The following is a 20161-nucleotide window of genomic DNA, read 5'->3' on the forward strand; positions in this document are numbered from 1 at the left end:
GGGGCGCGGGAGTCAGCTGCCGCTGCTGCCGAGCGTGACCTCGACGGTCGTCGTCCGGCCGTCGCGCTGGACCGTCAGCGTCACCCGGTCACCGGGGGCGGCGTCGCGCACCGCGGCGGTCAGCTCGGTGGAGGTGGTCACCGCCCGGTCGCCGACGGCGGTCACGACGTCACCGGCCTGCAGCCCGGCGTCGGCCGCGGCGCCGCCCGGGTCCACCCGCACGATCTGCGCCCCGGTGCCGACCTCGCTTCCGGTGTCGCCGGCCGCGGTCTGCGCCTGCACCCCGAGGACCGCGTGGGTGGCCGAGCCGGTGGCGACGATCTCCTGCGCGATCCGCTGCGCGGTGTTGCTGGGGATGGCGAAGCCCACGCCGATGTTGCCGCTCTGCGTGTCCTGGCCCGGCGCACCCGAGGCCACCGAGGCGATGGCGGTGTTGATGCCGACCACCTCGCCGGCGGCGTTCACCAGCGCGCCGCCGGAGTTGCCCGGGTTGATCGCCGCGTCGGTCTGCAGCGCGTCGATGACCGTCGCGTCGTCCCGGGTGGAGCCGGTGGCCACCGCGCGGTTCGTCGCGCTGATGATCCCGTCGGTGACGGTGTCGGACAGGCCGAGCGGGGCGCCGATGGCCACCGCGAGGTCGCCGACCTGGACGTCGTCGGAGTCGGCGAAGGTGGCCGGGGTCAGCCCGTCGGCCCCCTGCAGCTTCACCACGGCGAGGTCGGAGGTCGGGTCGGTGCCGACGACGGTGGCGTCGTAGAGCGTGCCGTCGGAGGTGCGCACCTGGATGGTCGCGCCGTCGGTGCTGCCGTCGAGGGTGACCACGTGGTTGTTGGTGAGCACGTAGCCGTCCGCGGAGAGCACCACGCCCGAGCCGCTGCCGGAGCCCGAGCCGCCGGTGACGTACACGGTGACGACGCTGGGCGCGGCCGTGGCGGCGGCGGCGGTCACCGCGGTCGCCGTCTCGGGGTCCTTGACGACGACGCTCTGCGCGGTGGCGGCCGTCGGCGCCGCGCCGCCGCCGTCGGCGGTGAGCGCGACCACGCCGGCCCCGGCGCCGCCGCCGATCAGCGCCCCGGCCAGGAGGCCGGCGACGCCGAGCCGCAGCCGGCCGGTGCGACGGGGAGCGGGAGGGACGGGCGGCACCAGCGGCGGCGGCACCGTCGCGGTCGCGGTCCCGCCGGAGGGGTGCCAGGACCCGCCGGCCGGGGGCGGGGTCCACCCCGGGGTCGCGCCGGTCGGCTGCTGCGCCGGGTGCTGCTGTCCGTCGGTCACTGTCCTGCGCCTCCCTCACGGGCGGCCGTCCGCCGCCCTCGACGACCACGGTGGTCCCGGCGTCTGGCGGGGCGCTGGAGGGTGCCTGTGAGGTCGCTGGACGTCCTCACCGGGGCAGGTCGGCCAGCACCTGCCCGCGCGCGACCAGCTCGGTGACGATCCACACCGCGGCGACCTCGGCGGCCAGCAGCCCGACCAGCACCAGCAGCTGGGCCGCACCGGCCGCCAGCGGGCTGCCGCCGCCGAGGAGCACGCCCACGTAGGCGCCCGGCAGGGTGACCAGCCCCACGGTCCGCGTCTGGTCCAGCGGCGGCACCAGCGCGGTGGCGGCCGAGGCACGGGCCACCAGGAGGACGGCGTCGCGGGGGAGCAGCCCGAGCGCCAGGGCGGCCTCCACCTCGCCGCGGCGGCCGGCGAGCTCCTCGCGCAGTCGCCGTCCCGCCAGCGAGGTCGCCGTCATGGCGCCGCCGACGAGGATCCCGGCCACCGGGACGACGGCGACCCCGCGCAGCGGCACGGAGCCGCTGGCCAGCACCAGCGCCACCACGGGCGCGGCCCCACCGGCCACCGCCAGGCCCGCCGTCGCCACCCGCCGCGGGGCGCCCGGGGCGCGCAGCGGCAGGCCGCTCACCCGCCCGGCCGCGGTGACCGCCGCGACGGCGAGCATGAGCAGCACGAAGGCCGCCGACAGCCACAGCGACCCGACGACGGCCAGCAGCACCGCCGAGACCGCGGCCAGCTGCACGGTGGCCCGCAGCGCCGCCACCACGACCGGCCGCTCCTGGCCGAGCCCGGACAGCCGGCCGCCGGCCGCGGCCAGCGCGGTGAGCAGCACGAGGACGACGGCCAGCCGCGGCCCGAGGTCGACGACGGAGGTGCCCACGGGCCGCGATCATGCCGTCGGCGACCCGCGGGACGACGACACGCCCGGCCACGGTGTGCAACCGCGTGGTGGCTGGGTAGGGGGCGGTCCCGACCGCTCCTCCCGGAGCCGGCCGGGTCCCGTGCCCGGCCTGCCCCCCTGGAGGCTGTCCGATGTCCGACCGCGGCCTGCCCGTCCGCCTGCTCTCGGGCGTCGCCGCCCTCGCCCTGGCGGCCGTCGCGGTCGTCGGCGGCCTGGCCCTGCGGCCGCCCGGGCTGCTGGCCGTCGGGCTGGCCGCGGTCGTCACCGCCTGCCTGGCCGCCGGGGTGGCCCGCGAGTCCACCGACGGCGGTCCCGCGCCGCTGGAGGCCGCGTGGCGCACCGGGGCGGCCACCATCGGGGTCCTGCTCGTCCTCTCCGGCACCGCCGCGCTCGGCGGTGCCACGCTCACCGCGGCGGCCGCCGCGCTGCTCGTCGTCGCGGGGTTCGGCGTCTGGCTGCTGCGCGCCGGCCGGCCCGGCGCGCGCCGTCCCGGCCCGGTCGCGGTGCCGCCGCCGGTGACGCCGGCCGGGCCGCAGCGGCCGGGGACCGCCGGGTCAACGGGCCAGTCCGGTGCCCGGGTGCTGTCCTTGCCGCCGGTGGCGACGCTGTCGACGGTGGCGCTGGGCCGCGAGTGGCTGGGCACCACGGCGGCCCTCGCCGGCCGGCTGGACCCGGCGGCCCGCCAGGCCGTGGTCCGCCGTCGCCAGGAGACGCTCGACGAGCTCGAGCGCCGCGACCCCGAGGGCTTCGCCCGGTGGCTGGCCGAGGGGCCGCTGCCCGGCAGCGACCCGGCCGACTGGCTGCAGGAGGGCCCGGCCGCGGGCACCGGCGCGGCCTGAGCGCACGGCCGTCGCGGGGGCCGTTGACCGGCCCCACCGCACGGTCGGACACTGGCTCCCTCGCGGAGGGGGCCGGCCATGGCGTGGGACCTCAGGGGCAGTTACGCCGAGACGTGTTCGTGCGAGCTGATGTGCCCGTGCAACCTCTCGTTCGACCACGGCGCGACCTACGACTTCTGCCGCGCCACCCTGGCCTTCGCCGTCCGCCAGGGGCAGGTCGAGGGCACCGACGTCGGGGGCCGTCGCGTGGTGACGATCATCGACACCCCGAAGGTCATGACCGACGGCAACTGGCGGCTCGGCCTCTTCGTCGACGAGGACGCCACCGACGCGCAGTTCGACGCGCTGACGCGGGTCTTCGGCGGGCAGCTCGGCGGACCGATGGCCGCGCTCGCCCCGCTGGTCGGCGAGGTCGTGGGCGTCGAGCGGGCGGCGATCGACATCCGCGACGACGGGCTGCTGCACAGCGTCCGCGTCGGGGACGTCATCGACTTCGAGATCGAGGACATCGTGCCCTTCGGCGTCGAGGACGGCCGGCCGGTCCGCTTCGACGGGATGTTCCACCCGGCCGGGTCGGACCTGACCATGGCCGAGGCCCGGCGCTCGCGGATCGACGCCTTCGGCATCCGGTACGAGGGCAGGACGGGGCTGTCCACCGCCGAGTTCTCCTGGGCCGCCTGAGCCGATGAGCGCCCCGGCGCCCGAACGCGTCCCCGGGGGAGGGGGCCTCGCGCCGGCCCTCGCCGCCGTCCGCGCCCGGTCCGGGCTGGTGGCCGCGCTGTTCGTCCTCGCCGGCGTCGGCTGGTGGTGGACCGTGCGCCGGATGGAGGGCATGGACGGGGGCCCGTGGACCGCCCTGGGGACGCTGGGCTGGTTCCTCTCGGTCTGGGTCGTGATGACGGCCGCGATGATGTTCCCGTCGGTCGCGCCGACGGTCGCGCTGTACTCCCGGATGACCCGGCGGCGCTCGCCGCTGTCGCCCCCGCTGTTCGTCGCCGGCTACCTGCTCGCGTGGACGGCGGCGGGGCTGCTCGCCTTCGCGCTGCTGACGATCGTGACCCGGGCCGCCGGCGACGTGCTCGCCTGGGACCGCGCGGGCCGGTGGGTGGCCGGCGCGACCCTCCTCGTCGCGGCGGTCTACGAGCTGACCCCGCTCAAGGACGTCTGTCTCGGCCGGTGCCGCAGCCCGCTGGGGTACCTCCTCGGGTCGTGGCGCGAGGGCCGGTGGGGTGCCCTGCGGATGGGTGCGGGCCACGGCGCCTGGTGCGTGGGCTGCTGCTGGGCGCTGATGGCGGCCCTGTTCGCGCTGGGCGTCATGAGCGTCGTCTGGATGGCCGTCGTCGCCGCGCTCATCGCCGTGGAGAAGACGCTGCCGTGGCGGCGCGTGGCCACCTGGGGGACGACGGCCGTGCTCCTCACCCTGGGCCTGCTCGTGCTGACCGCGCCGCAGGCGGTCCCGGCCCTGACCGTCCCCGGTGCCGACGGGACGGGCGGGATGGAGCCGATGGGGGCCGCGCCGCCGTGACCCCCGGCGCCGCGGGAGTCGGCCCCGGCGGTGTCCCTAGACTCGTCCCGGGACGTGTTCCCGTGTCCCGCCGGCGTGGGGTATGGGAACAACTGCGTTCACCTGCGTCTTTTCGGGATCCGCTGGTGGTTGCCCTGTCCCGTTCGGGGACGCGAAGTAGCCGATCTCGGAATGCGGCTGGGCCTCTTCTGGAACGTCCCCGCCGCAGCCGGTCCTACTCCTCGACGGTGACCCCTTCCGCTGCCAGCCGTGCCCGGGCAGTCTGCGCGCGCTCCCGCGCTGTCTCCGCAAGACGCCGCTCGTTGGCCGCTCGCCGAGCCATTCCGGCGGACCTCACCTCGTCCAGCTCGCCAAGCGCTGCCTGCGCCAGCACGTCGGCCGTGGAGTCGTGGAAGACAGCCGCGCGCTCGTGCGCCGCGATGGCCTCCCATTCGCGCGCGACAGCACGGTCGAACGCACGCTGCTGGCGCTCGGCACCCTCGTCCAGGTCGCGCACGCACCCAGTGTGCCGGGTAAGCAGCAGGAACGAAGGCACCTCGGCCTCGAACTGTCACCGGCGACCGGCCCGCCTCCGTAGCCGGCCACCTGTTCCATGCGGGCGGGCGCCACGTCACCGCCGCCGGTGAGTTCGCAGTCCCAGACCCGCACACCGGGCGCGTGCCGCGCTTCAGGGACAGCGGCATGCCGCTTACCCGGGACCCGATCTCCCGGGACTCCACGGATGCCACGGGGACTTCCAGCATGCCGTGGGGCGGTCGATCAGCGGCAGCGCGGAGACCTGCGGTCGGCGGCACGGATCATCTGTCGGTGGAGTTCGAGGGGGTCGATGCCGGCGATAGCGGCGGCGTGGATGAGGCTGGCGAACTCGGTGACGTGGCGGGCGGCGGCCCACAGTCGCAGCGACCCGGCGGAGAAGCCGAGCTCGCGGTTGAGGTCCGCGATCTCGACGGCCTTGCCGATCTGCTGGTCGGCAGCGATCCGGGCACTGTCGCTGTCGAGGGCTTTGCCACCGGTGTAGATGACTGATTGGCCCGATGCGACGCGGGAGGCGTTGCCGGGCTTGTCCTTCGCCTTGCGCTCGGTCCGCCAGTCGGTCAGCGCCTCGGCGGCCCACGGGTCGAGCGCGACGGTGCGGGGGGCGATGCGGTGCAGCGTGGGGCCGGTGACGGCGAGCTGCCCGGGGAGGCTCATCTGCGGGGTCGCGTCCGTCTGGACGTGCGCCCAGAGGACTTGAGCGGCCTCGGCGGCGGTGGCCGAGGACGAGCAGATGGCGACGGCGGCGGCGGGCAGTTGCTGCGTCCGGGAGGTCACGGCCAGGCGGGTGGCGAGTCGCAGGATCAGCATCTCGTCGTGGGTGGCGGTCCTGATCGCGACCAGGTCGGCATCGGCCTTGCGGGTCCTGGTCTGCTGCGCGTTGCCGCGGCGGCGGCCGCGCTCGTCGGTGCGGATCTCACCGCGGACGGGGTCGATGCCCGCGGCCGGGCTGACGTCATCGAACAGACCGGCGTCGTAGAGCGCCAGGTAGGCGCCGTGGACGACGTTCTTGCGCAGCCGGCACACCTCTCCGGCAGCGCGGCCGGAGGCGTGGATGAACTCGGTGATGAGCTCGGTGGGCACGTCGTGCCAGGTGGTAGCGCCGGCGGCGGTCGCGGTGGTGCTGAACGCGACGAGGACGCCGAGCATGTTCGCGGTGGTGTCTGGGTCGGGGCTGACCTGCTGCCAGATGTCGGCGATGACGGGCAGGGTCGCGGTCAGGTCGCCGGTCATCTCGGCGGAGACGTCGACGGCCTGGTCGAGGTCCGCCAGGAACAGCGGGGCGATGGTCGGGTCGGTGCGACGCAGGATGCGGGTGTAGTCGTAGCGGTCGGTGGTGGGCTGCAGCACGAGGGGCTCCGGTCGGTGGTCGCGGTGTGAACGCGGTGCACCGTCCGGAGCCCCTGTGGCGTTGTCAGTCGCCGGTCAGGCGGCGAGCAGCTCCTCCTTGACTGAGGTCGAGTTGATGCTCGAGATGGTCGCGGGGAGGTCGGCCAGCTCGCGCGCGAGGTCGGCGGCGGCCGCGGGGTGCCGGTAGGCCAGGTGGGCCCAGGCCTCGGTGTTGTGCAGCAGGGCGGAGAAGACCAGGTCGAGCAGCTGCGCCTCGCGGCCCCAGCTGGCGTGCCGGTCCTTGACGTAGAACCGCTTCTCCAGCCAGCCGAAGAAGCTCTCGATCTGGTTGCGCTTACCGAAGGTCAGGCAGTACTTCTCGAACAGCGCCTCGGGGATGACGCGCACGTTGGCGATCATCGACCGCCAGGGCACCCGCCCGTCCTTGACCGGCTTGGTCCAGCGCAGCTCGAGGGTGACCGTGAAGTCGCCGCCGTGCGCGCAGCTGCCGGTGAGGGTGAGCAGCAGGTAGTACCTGCCGTCGGTGTCGCGCCGCCGCCCCACACCGGTCGGCGTGAGCATGCCGAGCTTGCGGACCCGGCTGCCGCGCGTAGCCGGGAGGTCGGTCTCGTAGACGGCGCCGTCGTCGGCGACCAGGTGGTGGTCGTGAGCCACGCCGTCGACCTCGTGGCAGACGGTGTCCAGCGGGGTGTCGTAGGTGAGCTTGGCCTGGTCCTTCTTGACCCCGTAGCGCCGGATGGTGGTGCCGGTGAGGTGCGCGTTGGCCGGGTCGGCCTGCGCCTCGCCCTTGTTCCGGGCGCGGGCGGACTGGGGGTTCACGACGTAGACGCCGAACTCGGAGACGAGGTCCTGGTACATGCCCGGCTTGCCGACTCCGTCGATCGTCAGCACCGGGAACACATGGCCGGCGCGGCTGTAGATGCCGCGCAGGACGCGCATGGCGACCGGGTCCTCGCCCTCGCCCGGGTCGCCGATGTCGAGGCCGAGGACGACACGGGTGTAGGTGTCGAGGCCCTTCGTGGTGGCGACGACGTTGTACAGACCGTGCTTGGCGCCGTGCTCCTTGCCGCGGGCGTCGGTCACGTCGTGGTGCACGCGGGGCCGGCCCTTCTTCGCGCGGCTGCCGGTCACCTGCAGGACGGGGTTCCCATCCGTGTCGCGGACGACCTCACCGTTGTCGTCGACGACCTGCTCCTGGCGCACGTCGGAGGGGGCGTTGAGGACGGTGCCGTCGATGGCGACGATGTCCCACACCGCAGGGTCGATGAGCTCCCGGGGCACGTCGCCGCCTTCGGCGGCGCGCACCGCCAGGGCCAGCGGGATGGAGATGTCGGTGAGCCGGCCGACGAGGTCCGGCAGCGGGCTGGTCTTCTTCTCGGGGAAGAAGCGGCGCTTGCGCCACTTGCGGTAGCTGTAGCTGCCACCGGGGATCTCGCCGTTGGGCAGGGCGTCGGGCAGCAGGACGCGGTGCTCGAACCAGAACTCCTTGCGGATCTCGGTCCACACCTGCGGCAGCTCCTGATCGAGCTGCTCGTTGCTGGCCAGTTCGCGCATCGCGCAGCCGTAGAACACCCAGTACAGGTCGGGCAGGGGCGTGGGACGGCCACCACGGGCCCGGGGCAGCGCGGCGGTGAACGCCGGCAGCAGGGGGCTCCGGATGAGGGTGCGGAACACGACGAGGTTGGCGGTGGCGCCGCCGCGGCCCTCCTTCTTCCGGCGCGGGCCGGCCAGGGGCAGGGCGATCAGCGCGGGCCGGTCGTCGATCAGGAACGGGGTCGCCGGGCTGTTGGCCGTGAACTGCGCCTGGTAGCCGCTGGCCGCGGGCTTGGTGGGGCGGTGCATCGGGTGGTCCTTCGGGGGACGTCGGGTTGGGACGTCCGGGGACCGTTCGAGCCGGACACCGCATCGGCAGTCGCCCGCAAGGTCGGGCGAGGCCAGATGGCGACGAGCCCCGGCGGGTGGCCGGGGCTCGTCGTGGTGGGGGTTGCGGTCAGGCCGCAGCGGGCGGTGCGGTGCTGCTCCGGGCCGCGGCGCGGCAGATCCCGCAGGCATCCGGCCGGGGGGTGTCGGTGGCGTGCAGCCGGCCGGCGTCGGAGCGGATCCAGTCCGGGTAGTGCTGCTGCCAGGTGACGGGGAAGCGGGCGCGCAGCAGTTCTTCGACCAGGTGGGTGGCGCGGGCCAGGACGTCGGCGCCGGGCAGGTCGTGGGCGAGGTGCTCGATCGCGGCGGCGGCGAGTTCCTCGCGGTGTTCCAGCAGCTGGCGGCGGAGCAGCCGGTGCGCGGGCTGGAGCGGTGTGGGCATGAGTACCTCCGTTGGGCGGCGCGGGGACCGGCGGATGTGCCGGGGGCGCGGAGCGGTCGTCCGCTCGGTCGGGCACCGTTGCGGCAGGGGATGGGACGGCAAGTGCGTCAGTCCCAGTCGTGCAGCGCGCCGGAGGTGGCCAGCCGGGCGAGCCGGCGGCCGGCCCGGTCGGCCTGGCTGCGGACCGCGGCCATCAACGCGCCGTACTCCCGGGCGCAGGGGATGCCGCGGGTCAGGTCACCGGCGCAGTCCGGGCAGGTGACGGGCGTGCCGTCGAGGGCCAACACCAGCAGCAGGTAGCGCACCCGGGCCTCGGCGGCCTCGACCACCGTGGTGGGCCGGCAGCCCAGTCCGGCGACCGCATCGGTGGCGTCGGGGTGCAGGCGGGCGGCGAGCAGGCGCACCGCGGCGGCGTCGGGGAGCCGGTGGAGCTGCTCGGTGGGGCGGGGGGTGTGGGCGCTGTTGGCGGGCATGGGCGGTCCTTCCGACGGGGTGGGCGTGGGACGGGGGGTTCAGGCGGCGAGCCGGAGGGGTGCCGCTGAGTTGGCCGCCGCTGCGGCGTGGTGCGCGGTGAGGGCGTTGGTGAGCAGCCCGAAGCACAGAAAGTCCAGGAGCTGCCGACGGCCGCCGAGGCTGGCCGCGCGGTCGACGAGCAACGTCCGCTTGAAGCCGGAGTTGTGGGACTCGCTGTCGCTGCGCAGCGGGAACAGGTTCTTGAAGTCGTCCTCGCCCTCGGCAATCAGCCGGACGGCGTCCGGGCGGCCGGTGTCGCCCTCGTGCTGCGGGTGCGGGGTGATCCAGGCGAGGAACTCACCCGCCGGGCAGGGGACGGTGTAGCCGGCGGTGAAGTGGTAGCGGCCGTTCTTGCGCCGCGGTCGCTTGACCTGCCTGCGCACCAGCCGGGCGAGCACCACCGGGGCGCCCTCAGCGTCCAGGCCGACCTCGCTGACCGCGCCGTCCACCGCGGCCAGGGTGTGCGTGCACGGCCCGCTCGCGGTGTCGTGCTCCCAGGTGCCGAGGGCGTACCAGCGGGGGTTGCCCTCGGCCGGGGTGGTGCGCCGGCGGCCGGGGGAGCGGGAGGTGGAGTGCACCTTGTTGATCACCACGACGCCGCAGGTCTCCATGACGTCGTTGATGTGCCGTCCCCGCCAGGCGCCGTCGTAGACGGCCGCCTGGATGCCGGAGCCGGCGACGTCGTGCACCCGCTTGAACAGCGCCACGGCGGTCTCGGCCTCGGCGCCGGGGCGGGGCACCCGGTCGACGGCGAGCACGATCCGCTGGTGCGGACCGTCGCCGCGCGCGTACAGCCCGACGAAGTTCTGCCCGTGGACCGGGCCGGTGTGGCCGTGGTGCTCGGCGCTGTCCGGGTCGTGCCGCTTGCGCGGGGCGTCGATCTCGTTGCCGGCGGCGTCGAGGTAGACGGTGCGGGTGCTGCCGTCCTCCTCCTTGACGCGCTTGGCCGCCGGCGGGCGGTAAAGGGGCGAGACGACCGTTCCATCTCCATAGACGACGCGGCTGCGGTGCGGGTGGCAGAGCGACCCGGGGCCGTCGGCGCGCAGCAGCCCGGCGTCCTGGGCCTGAGCGACGGCGAGCTCGGTGAACTCCTCGCACAGGTCCTCGAGCACCTCCGGAGCGGTGAACCGCCGATTGCGGGCGTATTTGTAGGCGTCCCAGCCCGGTGCCCGCCGGGGCGGCGCCGGGATCTCCAGGTCGGGCCGCTCGCGGCGCATCTGCTCGACGGTGTCGACGATGACCGACCACGAGTCCGCCTGAGCGAGCTCGATCTCCACCCGGGCGCCGGACCGGAAGACCCGCGCCAGGACCCCGTACGCGAGCAGCAGGTACGGCGGGAACTCGGCGGGCCGGCCGACCGGCCGCCGCTCCACCAGCGCCCCGAGCTGGTAGAGCGCGGGCAGCCGGAACACCGCCCGGACCTGCTCCATCGTGGTCAGCCCCGTGCTGCGGGCCCTGCGGCGGCTCATCGGGCGCCCCGCCAGTCCAGGCCGATGTGTGCGGCGGTGATGTCCAGGCTGCGGTGCCCGAGCACACGGGCCACCTGCTCGATCCGGGCGCCCCGGTCGTACAGGCACCGCCCGGCCCAGTGCCGCAGCGACGCGGGCCGCACGTCGGGCTCGGCCCCGAGCCCGGCCGCGGCAAGCACGTTGCGCAGCGCGTTGCAGGCCGAGGCCTGCGCCTTCGCTCCGCCCGGCGGTGCCGCTCCCGCGTAGCAGAGCAGCGTGTCGGTGGTCGCGCCGTTCTCCAGCAGGGTGGTGACCCGGCGGCGCAGCACGCGCTGGCCCCAGGCCGACAGCTCACCCCGGCGGGCGTCGAGGTCGCGGGTCCCGGGCAGCTGGACGGCGGTGGGTCGATCCAGGTCGTCGACGTCCCGGACGCGCAACATCGTGACCTCGCTGGACAGGGCGGTGGCCTCGCCCAGCGCCCACGCGACCGCCCGCATCTGCGACCTGGCCCCGGCACCCATCTGCGCACTCGCCCGGCACAGCCCCACCTCGTCGTCGGTGAGCGGCCGGGCGACCAGCGGGCCCCGCGGCGGCAGAACCAGGTCCAGCGTCGGGTCGGAGGTGTGCAGGCCGAGCGCCCGCAGCGTCCGGAACAGAGTGCGGAGCGCGGTCCGCCGCGCATGCCGGGTGGCCAGCTCCGGTGCCGCGCCCTGCCGGGTGCGTGCTTCCACGAACGCCGCGGCGTTCGCGGCGGTCACCTGGGTGAACGACCCGAGGCCCTGGGCGTGCAGCCGCCGCGCGAACGCCGCGGTGGTCTCGGTCAGCCGCGCGAGCGTCCCGTCGGTGTGCGTCCCGGCCCTGCGCCACTGCTCCAGCGCGAGCGCCAGTTCGTCATCCAGCGTGCCGGCCGGATCCGGAACAGCCTGATGGTGGCCGTTCGGGAGGCCGGTGATCCTGCGTGCCACAGATCGCCTCCGGACCGGGGCCCACACGTCCCCGGACGGCGCGCACCGTGCTGGCACCATTCCCGGCTGCATTCGCCGAGGAGGGCACTTCCCGCATTTCCTGTGACGGTCGAGATACGGTGCGTCACCGCATGTCCGGGGAGGAAATGGTGAACGCAGGCAGTTCCGTACTGGCGATCGTCGACGCGATGGACGGCGCTCCGGTCGTGTGGTGGGTGGACCTCGGCCCCCGCGTCGCCGGGATGTCCCGGCTGAGCGGCGCGTGGGTAGTCGACGGTGCCGATCGCGGGCAGACGCTGCAGGCGCTGACCGCGACCCGCGTCGCCCTGTTCACCGCCGACGGCGAGATGGCGCTGAAGGAGCACGAGGTCGCCACCGAACGGTTGCTCGACCCCGAGGCGACCCTGGCCGCGGTGATCGCCGTCCGCGACGAACTGCAGGCCGCCTACAAGGAGGCCGCCAAGACGAAGAAGAACCTGACCGCACCGCGGTGGCCGACTCTGCCCGAGCCGCTGGACATCGAGGCCGTGCATGTTCCAGGCGGGGATCCACGAACCGCGCGCGCCCTGGGCATCGGCCGGTGGCTCAACGACCTGTGCCGGGCCTGGGACGCGGTCGAGGACGAGCGGCTGAAGCGGAGCTACATGCGCGAGCTCGGCGGCCCGGCCGACCGGCCGCTGCCGGCCGTCATCCGGGATGCGTCGCGGAGGGCGGCGGCGTGACGGGGTTGCTGCCGGCGCCCCGGCCGCCGCTGGAGGGCGCGATCGGCTCGGTTGCCGGCGGACTGGACTTCGTGGCCATCGACGTCGAGACCGCCAACGCCCGGCGCGGCTCCATCTGCTCGATCGGCGCGGCTGTCGTCCGTGACGGCGTCGTGGTCTCCACCCACTCGTGGCTCACCCGACCCCCGGCGGGTCTGGACCACTTCGACGGCATCAACATCAGCCTGCACGGCATCACCCCGGGCATGGTCGCCGACCAGCCGTCCTTCGCCGATCGGCTCGACCAGCTGCTGGAGCTCTCCGGCGGGCTGCCGCTGGTCGCGCACAACGCCGCCTTCGACATCGCGGCGCTGCGTGAGGCCTGCGTCGCCGTCGACCGGGAGTGGCCGACCACCGACTACGCGTGCTCGCTGATCATGGCGCGGCGGGCGCTGGACCTGATCTCCTACCGGTTGCCGATGGTGGCCGCCGAGTGCGGCGTGGATCTCGCGGCGCACCACGAGGCGGGCTCGGACGCACTGGCGTGTGCGCACGTCGTCCTGGAGATCGCGCGCCGCCGGGGTGCCGACAACCTCGGTGCCCTGCTCGCGGGCCTGCAGGTGCTCACCGGACGCCTGGAGGCCGCGGCCTGGGCGGGATGCCGCGGCACGTCGACCTACGCGGGACCGCAGCTGCCCGACGTCGCGGCCGACGCCGATCCGGAGCACCCGCTGTACGGGCAGGTCATGGTCTTCACCGGCGCGCTGAGCATCCGCCGACAGGACGCCTGGGAAGCCGTCGCCCGCTGCGGCGCCGTCGTGGAGAAGGGTGTCAACAAGCGGACGACGATGCTCGTCGTCGGGGACGGCTTCACGGGCCACGACCCCGCGGACTTCTGGACCGGCAAGGCGGCGAAGGCCGTGCTCTGGCGAGAGAGGGGCCATCGCATCGAGGTCCTGACCGAGGGCGACCTGGTGGACCTCCTGGCTGAGACCCGCACCTCCGGCGTCCGGGACGCCGTCCTCGCCTGAGACCGGCAGATGTCTGTCACCGTCGCAGTGGCCATCATCGTGCGCTGCGGCCTCCGGACGATCAGAGGTCGGGATCGGCGAGATCCTCGCGGGTGATGATCACCGGCCGGGCCTTCCCCATCTTGCTGGCGCTGACGGTGGGAAGCGCACGAACCGCGATCAGGTGGACGCGGACGCCCCCGATGTCGACGAACGGGGGCCACTGCTTGCCCGTGCCGTCGGTCGGCAGTTCGAGGGTGCGGCCGCTCAGGTTGATCACGACGAGGTAGGCGGCTGACTTGCCGTAGTCCTGCGCGTAGTGGATGACCTGGTGGACGCCGGAGGCGATGCCGCGCTTGTCGTGGCTGCCCGCGTCGAACACCTTGACCTCGCAGACGAGCGGGTCGTCGGTATCCAGCTCGCCGATGACGTCGGAGAGACCGGAGGCGGACTTCGGCTGTGAGAACGGCATGTCTAGGCCCTGGTCGAACAGAAAGCGCCGGAGGTGATCGTCGTACACCTTCTCGCCCTGGCGCGTGTTCGCCGAGTAGCGCTCGTACAGGTCCTCTCGGTCGAACCATTCGACTCGGCGGACGTACCGCTCGAGGTAGTAGAGGACGCTGCTCTCGCTGCCGATCCGCTCACCCAGGTAGTCGAAGAGCGGCATGACGACCGCCTCGGTGACCTCACGGAGGATGGTGTTGATGTTGCGCTCACCGCTGATCATCGTCATCGGACGGTTGTGAGCCGGGGCTTCATCCTCGGCCACGAGCTTCAGCCACTCCCAGATCAGGCGGGCGCGTCCTCCCTCGGTTCTGGTCAACCAGACCAGGTTCTGGGCCTGCGCGCACGCCTGTTCCCAGTCGTCGACCGTGACGTCCGGCTCCGCGCCGGCGATGTCGGTGAGGATCGCGCGCAGCCCGGGCTGGTTCGAGATCCAGTCGCATACAAGGGCGGCTTCGTGCCCGTACGCGGTGTAGCTGGTCGTCATCAGTCGGCGAAGGCGGTCGCGGAGCGCCACCTGAAGGTCCTGCTGGTACCTCACCTGAACATCCCTCCGAGTTGACGCGTCAGGTCATCCACCGCGTTGTCGATGTCAGTGGCGGCGTTCTGCACTGATCCGTCGGCATCCGTGAGCCAGATCCGGCATCGACAGGCCGGGCAGAGGACGGCGCAGTGCGCGACGACCTCCACCAGCCGGATCCACACCGGGTACTCGCAGTTCGGGCACGGCGCCTCGATGTCGCTGTCGAGCAGTTCCGACCGCAAGCTGCCGCCCGTCATCTCGCCCCCCGCAGACGTTCTAACCCAGTCCCTTACCTGCCGTCGGACGCTAACCGCAGGGAGTGACATCAAGCACGTCGCACAGACCATTGACGTCCGTGCGGTAGCTCGAACCATCCCTGTCGGCTCGAGGAAGGCGAGCTGGACGGCTACCGCCCGCCGGGCTCCGCTCCAACGAAGTGAACAGTGATGAACCCAGCTGCGTCGACGCGACACCGACGTGCTGTTCGCACCGGTGCACCGGAGGAGGTGGTGTGCCGCATCGGTGACGAGGGAGCGCGGTGATCGTAGGGGCACTTCCCGGCCCAAGCGTGGGACGACGGCGGGTGCGCCGGTGGCATGGAGGAGGTGATGAGCAGCTACCGGGCACCAGACACTGGTCAGGCAGGCCAGCCGGCTTCGGGCGGTGGGGCCGGCCGCCGGGGGAAGCAGTCCTCGGAGGACGGCGCGGGTGTCATGCCAGGGTGGGGCCGTGTCCGGGCGAGCCGACCGTGTTCTGGTGAAGGTCAATCGGGCCGAGCAGCTCCTTGAGGAACTACGCCAGCTGATCGGGGTGTACGCCCACCAGCACTTCCAGCCCATCCCGGCGCGGCTGGTCGTACAGCCGGGAGGTGGCTATTTCCAGGTGGACGGTCCCATCCCGCTCTACGGCCACGGGCCGCACGCCGCCGTCATCGGCGACGTGGTGCACAACCTCCGCAGCTCGCTCGACCACCTGGCGTGGCAGCTCGTCGAGGCGAACGACGGCACCCCGAGTGACAAGCCGGGGGAGCAGACCGCGTTCCCCATCAGGGACGTGCGCAGAAAGGAGCTGCGCATCCACGGGGGTGTCGACCCTCGGGCGCTCAAGGTCATCGACGACCTGCAGCCCTACAACGTGCTCCCGGAGTCGCCGACCGACGCCGATCTGTGGCACCTGCACCGGCTGGACATCGTCGACAAGCACCACGGGCTGCTACTCGCCCCGGTGCGCCACGAGGCGGTGATGTGGGGGACCCCGGGGGTGTACGAGGGGCAGTTGGTCGTCGAGCGGTTCGTCGACGACGGCGCCGACTACCGCTTCGTGCCCGATCGCCCCACGGATACCGGCGCGCGGGCGGAGACGTCCCTGCTCGTGGCGCTGGGACCCGGGCTACCCGGAGAGCGCCTTCCGGTGGTCACGCGGCTACGGGAGCTGCTCGCACTGGTTCGCGACGACATCTGCACGCAGCTGTTCTCGTTCCTGTAGGGGGCACTGCTCTGCTGGCCCCGAAGAGCTGCGAAGATGTTCCCTGCGTAGTTCCTGTCTCCTTACCGGGACTTGTTCCCATGCTTCGCCGGCGTGGCGCAACTGGTAGCGCACCCGACTTGTAATCGGGCGGTTGGGGGTTCGAGTCCCCCCGTCGGCTCCCTCGCCGGACGTGGTCGGTCGAACCGGTCAGTCGAAGCTGCCCGCGCCGTCCACGCGGTAGGGGTGGCGCTGCTCGACGCGCGCGGTCCGGGCGCGCTCGGCGCGCTCCTCGCGCAGCCGGGCGGCGGTGCCGGCGGGGTAGCCGGCCTTGGCCACCCGGTGCTCGGTGGTCTCGACCATGAGGGCGAGCGAGTACATGAGGCCGACCAGCAGGCCGCCGAGCGCCGCCGTCAGCCGGTAGGCGGCACCCACCGGGACGAACATGCACGCCACCACCAGCGGCGTCAGCTGCACCACCGAGCGGGCCAGGTGCCGGCGGGCCCACCCGGGGCGGGTGGTGTCGGCCAGCACCCACGCCGACAGCCCGCGCGGGAGGCGGCCGCCGAAGGCGTAGCGCAGCCACTGCCACGGGTTCGGCCGGGCGGGGGCCGGGGAGGGTCGGTGCTGGGTGCGCACGCCTCGACGGTAGGCCCGTCCGGCCGCTCGCGCCGCCCCCCGGGACGCGGGCCGTTGTGCGCGTTCCCCGGCCGGGTGGAGACTGCCGCCGCCGAGGGAGGGAGGCGCCCGTGCAGATCGCCCACCTGCTCCGCCGGAAGGGTCCCGGCGTGGTCACCGTGGCACCCGCCGCGACGGTCCGGGAGGCGCTCGCGCTGCTGGCCGAGCACCGCATCGGGGCGCTGCTCGTGGCCGCCGAACCGGGTGCGGTCGACGGCGTCCTGTCCGAGCGCGACGTCGTCCGCGGGCTGCACGCCTCGGGCCCGGAGGTCCTCGACGGGCCGGTGTCGGCGCTGATGACCGCCGACGTGCACACCTGCCCGCCGACCTCCTCCGTGCACGACCTGGCCCGCACGATGACCGACCTCCGGGTCCGGCACGTGCCCGTCGTCGAGGACGGCCGGCTGCTGGGCATCGTCTCGATCGGCGACGTCGTCAAGGCCCGGCTCGACGAGCTCGAGGAGGAGCGCGCCCACCTCGTCGACTACATCCAGACCCCCTGAGACCGGTCCTGAGCCGGGCTCAGGACCGGCCCGCCGGCGGGGCGTACGGTGCGGCGCGTGGACGAGCGGCGCACCGGGACGGCGGCGGGGCTGGCCGCCTACGGGCTGTGGGGCCTGTTCCCGCTCTACTTCCCGCTGCTCGAGCCCGCCGGCGGGCTGGAGATCGTCGCCCACCGCGTGGTCTGGTCGCTGCTGTTCGTCGCGCTGCTGATCACCGCGCTGCGCCGCTGGTCGCTGGTGCGCGCCGCGGTCACCGACGTCCGGTCGCTGCTGGTGCTGGCCGGCGCGGCGGTGCTCATCGCGGCCAACTGGCTGGTGTTCGTCTACGGCGTCAACTCCGGCCACGTGGTCGAGACCTCGCTGGGCTACTTCATCAACCCCCTGGTGAGCGTGCTGCTCGGCGTGGTCGTGTTCGCCGAGCGGCTGCGCCCGCTGCAGTGGACGGCGGTGGGCCTGGCCGCCGTCGCCGTCGCCGTCCTCACCTGGGACTACGGCCGCCCGCCCTGGATCGCGCTGACGCTGGCAGCCACCTTCGGCGGCTACGGCCTGCTCAAGAAGCTGGTGCGGGTCGAGGCGGCGCCGGGGCTGCTGGTGGAGACGGCGCTGGTGCTGGTGCCGGCGCTGGTGGTCCTCGGGGTGCTCGAGGGCTCCGGGCAGGGGACGGCGGGGGAGGGGACCGGACACCTGCTGCTGCTGGCCAGCTCCGGCATCGCGACGGCGGTGCCGCTGCTGCTGTTCGCCGCCGCCGCCCGCCGGATCCCGCTGTCGACGGTGGGCCTGCTGCAGTACCTGACGCCCCTCATGCAGCTCGCCATCGGCGTGTTCGTCTACGGCGAGCCGATGCCCCCGGCGCGGCTCGCCGGGTTCGCCGTGGTGTGGGCCGCGCTGGCCGTCTTCACGCTCGACAGCCTGCGGGCGGCCCGCGCGGCCGGGCGCCGGGCGGCCGCCGAGCAGGTGCCCGCCGCCGCGTGAGGAGGTCGCCCGGTCACGGATCGCCGACGGCCGCGCGCGACACGGCGCGGAGTGTCGGCCCCCGGGCCTACCGTCGTGGGTGACGGCTTCCCCCCGATCGAAACGGACGTCCCGGCCATGACACCCGACCCCGCGGTCTCCCCGCCCGAGGGCACGGCGTCGAGCGAGGGCGCCGCGCAGCCCGCGGGCCTCACCCGGCGCGAGCACGAGATGCTGGCCTTCGAGCGGCAGTGGTGGCGCCACGCCGGCGCGAAGGAGACGGCCATCCGCGAGCAGTTCGGCGTCGCCCCGACGCGCTACTACCAGGTGCTCAACGCCCTGGTCGACCGGCCCGCGGCGCTGGCCGCCGACCCCCTCCTGGTGCGCCGGCTGCGGCGGCTGCGCACCGCCCGGCGCCAGCGGCGTTCGCCTCACCTCCTGGGCAAGGGCTCCCCGGCCATCTAGATTTGGTCACCGTGGGCAGGCACGCGGCGCCAGGTGGTGACCAACCGGACCGGCCGGCCGCCGTGGTGGCCGGTGGCCGGCGCCGCACCGACGGCCCGGCCGGCGGTGCCCGGCCGGGGGCTCCGGCGCCCGCCGCGCCGCGCGCCGACCAGGTCGAGCCGGGCGACCACCCGACCACCCCCGGCCGCAGCCGCGCCGACCGCCGGCGCGACGCCCTGCTCGGCGGCGACCCCGACCGGCGCCGCCCGCTCACCGGCCGGCCCGCCGGTGCCACCGCGGCACCGCGCCCGGTCGAGCCGCCGGCCGCCGCCCGCCCGGCCCGGCCCGAGGTCCGGCCGGTGCGCGCACCCGAGCCCCCGGTCGCCCGCGCGCGCCCGGTCGAGCCGGCGCCGCTGACCCGTCCCCGCCTCCCGGCCCCGCCCGCCGCCGCCCCGGCGCGGCCCGAGCCGGAGCCCCCGGCCCGCCCGGCCGCGCCCGAGACCACCGTCGCGCCGTTCCAGGCGGTGCCCACGCCCCAGGTCGACGACGCCGAGCCCGCCGCACCGGGCATCGACCCCTGGGACCAGCCCGCCCGGCCCCCGGCCCGCGGCCGGACCGCACCCGCCCGGCGCCCGGCCGCCGTCCGGGCGCGGGCGGCGGCCCCGCCGGCCGCGCCCGCCCGCCCGGCACCCGCCGCACCGGTCGCGCCCCCGCCGGTCGCGCCCCCGCCGGCAGCCCCGCCGTCGTCCCCGGCGCCCAACGGCGGTAACCCGGCCTACCGCGACTGGACCCGCCCCTCCGGCCCGGCCGCCGCCCGGGCGGCCGCGCCGCCCACCGAGGCCATCCCCGACCGGGACGTCGCCCGCTCCCGCACCGCCGAGCCGGCCCCGGCCACCGAGGCCATCCCCGACCGCGAGGTCGCCCGCGACCGCGCCGAGCCCGCCCCGGCCACGGAGGCGATCCCCGACCGCGGGCCCGGCGAGCGGCGCCGGGACGAGCCGGCGACCGGCCCGGACACCGGCGTCGTCGGCGGCCGCGCCGCCCTGCGCGCCGAGCGCCAGGCGCGGGAGGCCGAGCGGCAGGCGCTGGAGGCCGAGCGACGCAAGGCCGCGCGCCGGGCCGGCGTCTCGCGGGCCGCGCTGCGCGCCGCCGACGACCAGGGCGCCCCGCCGCGCCGCGGGCGCACCGCGGTGGGCCTGCTCGCCGTCGTCGTGGTGGCGCTCGTCGTGCTCGGCGTCTACAGCTTCGCCTCGCCGGCCGCCCAGGAGGCCGGGTCCACCGGGACCACGCCGACCACGACGGCGCCCTCGGTGGCGCCCACGTCCGGCCCGCTGCCGCCGCTGTCGGTGACGCCGCTGCCGCCGGTCGAGGAGGCGCCGGCCACCCCGGTGCGGGTGCCGGTGACCGTGCTCAACGCCACCCAGGTCGGCGGGCTGGCCGCCGACGTGGCCGGCTCCCTGGCCGGGCAGGGCTGGCCGACCGCCGGGGTGGGCGAGTACCAGGGCAGCGAGGTCGCCACGACCACCGTCTTCTTCAGCGAGGGCGACGAGGCGCAGCGCCAGTCGGCCGTGCAGCTCATGGACGCCTTCCCCCAGGTGACCGTCGGGCCCTCGCTGCGGTTCTTCGAGGTCCCCGGCGTGGCCGACCCGGGCCTGGTGGTCGTCGTCACCGGCGAGTGGCAGCCCTGACCCGATCCCCGCGGAACACCGGTGCGGCGCCGTCCGTTGGCCG

The 20161-nt window shown here is 74.8% G+C and carries 22 protein-coding genes and 1 tRNA gene; 11 read left to right on the top strand and 12 right to left on the bottom strand.

The annotated features are described in order from the left end of the window. Positions 1-12: 12 nt before the first annotated feature. Both BLQ97_RS07340 and BLQ97_RS07345 read right to left on the bottom strand, forming a co-directional pair. The gene (locus BLQ97_RS07340; protein WP_091364764.1) at positions 13-1272 is read right to left on the bottom strand and encodes a S1C family serine protease; all 1260 of its coding nucleotides are present in this window, start codon (positions 1270-1272) and stop codon (positions 13-15) included. A gap of 106 nt (positions 1273-1378) precedes the next feature. Continuing rightward, the gene (locus BLQ97_RS07345) at positions 1379-2155 is read right to left on the bottom strand and encodes an ABC transporter permease (protein WP_091364766.1); all 777 of its coding nucleotides are present in this window, start codon (positions 2153-2155) and stop codon (positions 1379-1381) included. A 152-nt stretch (positions 2156-2307) separates the two neighbouring features. Between BLQ97_RS07345 and BLQ97_RS07350 the strand changes: the two genes are divergently transcribed. From BLQ97_RS07350 to BLQ97_RS07360, 3 genes are all read left to right on the top strand, one after another. After that, entirely contained in the window at positions 2308-3015 is a 708-nt protein-coding gene (locus tag BLQ97_RS07350; protein ID WP_091364767.1) for a hypothetical protein, read from the top strand. Between the two features lie 78 nt (positions 3016-3093). Then, a complete protein-coding gene (locus tag BLQ97_RS07355; protein WP_091364769.1) occupies positions 3094-3696 on the top strand; it encodes a DUF1326 domain-containing protein in 603 nt (200 codons plus the stop codon). A gap of 4 nt (positions 3697-3700) precedes the next feature. Continuing rightward, positions 3701-4540 (top strand): DUF2182 domain-containing protein, encoded by an 840-nt coding sequence (locus tag BLQ97_RS07360; RefSeq protein WP_091364771.1) that lies wholly within the window; start codon positions 3701-3703, stop codon positions 4538-4540. 214 nt (positions 4541-4754) lie between these two features. Here BLQ97_RS07360 and BLQ97_RS07365 read toward each other — a convergent pair whose 3' ends face one another. From BLQ97_RS07365 to BLQ97_RS07395, 7 genes are all read right to left on the bottom strand, one after another. Further along, the gene (locus BLQ97_RS07365; RefSeq protein WP_139173502.1) at positions 4755-5036 is read right to left on the bottom strand and encodes a hypothetical protein; all 282 of its coding nucleotides are present in this window, start codon (positions 5034-5036) and stop codon (positions 4755-4757) included. A gap of 263 nt (positions 5037-5299) precedes the next feature. Then, positions 5300-6424, bottom strand: coding sequence for a hypothetical protein (locus BLQ97_RS07370; protein ID WP_091364774.1), 1125 nt, complete (start codon positions 6422-6424; stop codon positions 5300-5302). A gap of 75 nt (positions 6425-6499) precedes the next feature. Beyond that, the gene (locus BLQ97_RS07375; protein WP_091364775.1) at positions 6500-8266 is read right to left on the bottom strand and encodes a hypothetical protein; all 1767 of its coding nucleotides are present in this window, start codon (positions 8264-8266) and stop codon (positions 6500-6502) included. 148 nt (positions 8267-8414) lie between these two features. Further along, positions 8415-8726 (bottom strand): hypothetical protein, encoded by a 312-nt coding sequence (locus tag BLQ97_RS07380; protein ID WP_091364777.1) that lies wholly within the window; start codon positions 8724-8726, stop codon positions 8415-8417. 107 nt (positions 8727-8833) lie between these two features. Next, the gene (locus BLQ97_RS07385) at positions 8834-9199 is read right to left on the bottom strand and encodes a hypothetical protein (RefSeq protein ID WP_091364778.1); all 366 of its coding nucleotides are present in this window, start codon (positions 9197-9199) and stop codon (positions 8834-8836) included. A gap of 39 nt (positions 9200-9238) precedes the next feature. Continuing rightward, positions 9239-10708, bottom strand: coding sequence for a hypothetical protein (locus BLQ97_RS07390; RefSeq protein ID WP_139173504.1), 1470 nt, complete (start codon positions 10706-10708; stop codon positions 9239-9241). After that, a complete protein-coding gene (locus tag BLQ97_RS07395) occupies positions 10705-11652 on the bottom strand; it encodes a tyrosine-type recombinase/integrase (protein ID WP_175471633.1) in 948 nt (315 codons plus the stop codon). The genes BLQ97_RS07390 and BLQ97_RS07395 overlap by 4 nt, the downstream gene beginning before the upstream one ends. Positions 11653-11801: 149 nt before the next feature. On the opposite strand from BLQ97_RS07395, the gene BLQ97_RS07400 reads away from it, so the two are divergent. Both BLQ97_RS07400 and BLQ97_RS07405 read left to right on the top strand, forming a co-directional pair. Then, a complete protein-coding gene (locus BLQ97_RS07400; protein ID WP_139173506.1) occupies positions 11802-12374 on the top strand; it encodes a DUF6218 family protein in 573 nt (190 codons plus the stop codon). Next, positions 12371-13384, top strand: coding sequence for an exonuclease domain-containing protein (locus BLQ97_RS07405; protein WP_217637089.1), 1014 nt, complete (start codon positions 12371-12373; stop codon positions 13382-13384). Before BLQ97_RS07400 ends, BLQ97_RS07405 begins: the two co-directional genes overlap by 4 nt. Positions 13385-13445: 61 nt before the next feature. Here the strand turns inward: BLQ97_RS07405 and BLQ97_RS07410 are convergent, their stop codons facing one another. Together BLQ97_RS07410 and BLQ97_RS07415 are read right to left on the bottom strand one after the other, a co-directional pair. Continuing rightward, positions 13446-14408: a hypothetical protein gene (locus BLQ97_RS07410; RefSeq protein WP_091364784.1), complete on the bottom strand. Its 963-nt coding sequence runs from the start codon at positions 14406-14408 to the stop codon at positions 13446-13448. After that, complete coding sequence (locus tag BLQ97_RS07415) at positions 14405-14647, bottom strand: hypothetical protein (protein WP_091364785.1); 243 nt, start codon at positions 14645-14647, stop codon at positions 14405-14407. Before BLQ97_RS07415 ends, BLQ97_RS07410 begins: the two co-directional genes overlap by 4 nt. Positions 14648-15146: 499 nt before the next feature. Between BLQ97_RS07415 and BLQ97_RS07420 the strand changes: the two genes are divergently transcribed. Continuing rightward, a complete protein-coding gene (locus BLQ97_RS07420; RefSeq protein WP_139173508.1) occupies positions 15147-15875 on the top strand; it encodes a hypothetical protein in 729 nt (242 codons plus the stop codon). A gap of 87 nt (positions 15876-15962) precedes the next feature. Continuing rightward, a tRNA-Thr gene (locus BLQ97_RS07425) sits at positions 15963-16035 on the top strand. 29 nt (positions 16036-16064) lie between these two features. Here BLQ97_RS07425 and BLQ97_RS07430 read toward each other — a convergent pair. Next, positions 16065-16493: a DUF5313 family protein gene (locus tag BLQ97_RS07430; RefSeq protein WP_091364788.1), complete on the bottom strand. Its 429-nt coding sequence runs from the start codon at positions 16491-16493 to the stop codon at positions 16065-16067. Positions 16494-16603: 110 nt separating this feature from the next. Between BLQ97_RS07430 and BLQ97_RS07435 the strand changes: the two genes are divergently transcribed. The 4 genes from BLQ97_RS07435 (at position 16604) to BLQ97_RS24170 (ending at position 20118) form a co-directional block, all read left to right on the top strand. Then, the gene (locus tag BLQ97_RS07435) at positions 16604-17035 is read left to right on the top strand and encodes a CBS domain-containing protein (protein ID WP_091364790.1); all 432 of its coding nucleotides are present in this window, start codon (positions 16604-16606) and stop codon (positions 17033-17035) included. A gap of 57 nt (positions 17036-17092) precedes the next feature. Further along, positions 17093-18007 (top strand): EamA family transporter RarD, encoded by a 915-nt coding sequence (gene rarD / locus BLQ97_RS07440; protein WP_091364792.1) that lies wholly within the window; start codon positions 17093-17095, stop codon positions 18005-18007. Between the two features lie 117 nt (positions 18008-18124). Next, positions 18125-18451, top strand: a complete 327-nt coding sequence (locus tag BLQ97_RS07445; RefSeq protein WP_091364794.1) for a DUF3263 domain-containing protein — start codon at positions 18125-18127, stop codon at positions 18449-18451. 11 nt (positions 18452-18462) lie between these two features. Beyond that, on the top strand, positions 18463-20118 hold the full coding sequence (locus BLQ97_RS24170; protein WP_139173510.1) for a LytR C-terminal domain-containing protein: 1656 nt from the start codon (positions 18463-18465) through the stop codon (positions 20116-20118). Positions 20119-20161 lie beyond the last annotated feature (43 nt).

The sequence above is a fragment of the Geodermatophilus telluris genome (assembly GCF_900102745.1).
Taxonomy (GTDB): domain Bacteria; phylum Actinomycetota; class Actinomycetes; order Mycobacteriales; family Geodermatophilaceae; genus Geodermatophilus; species Geodermatophilus telluris.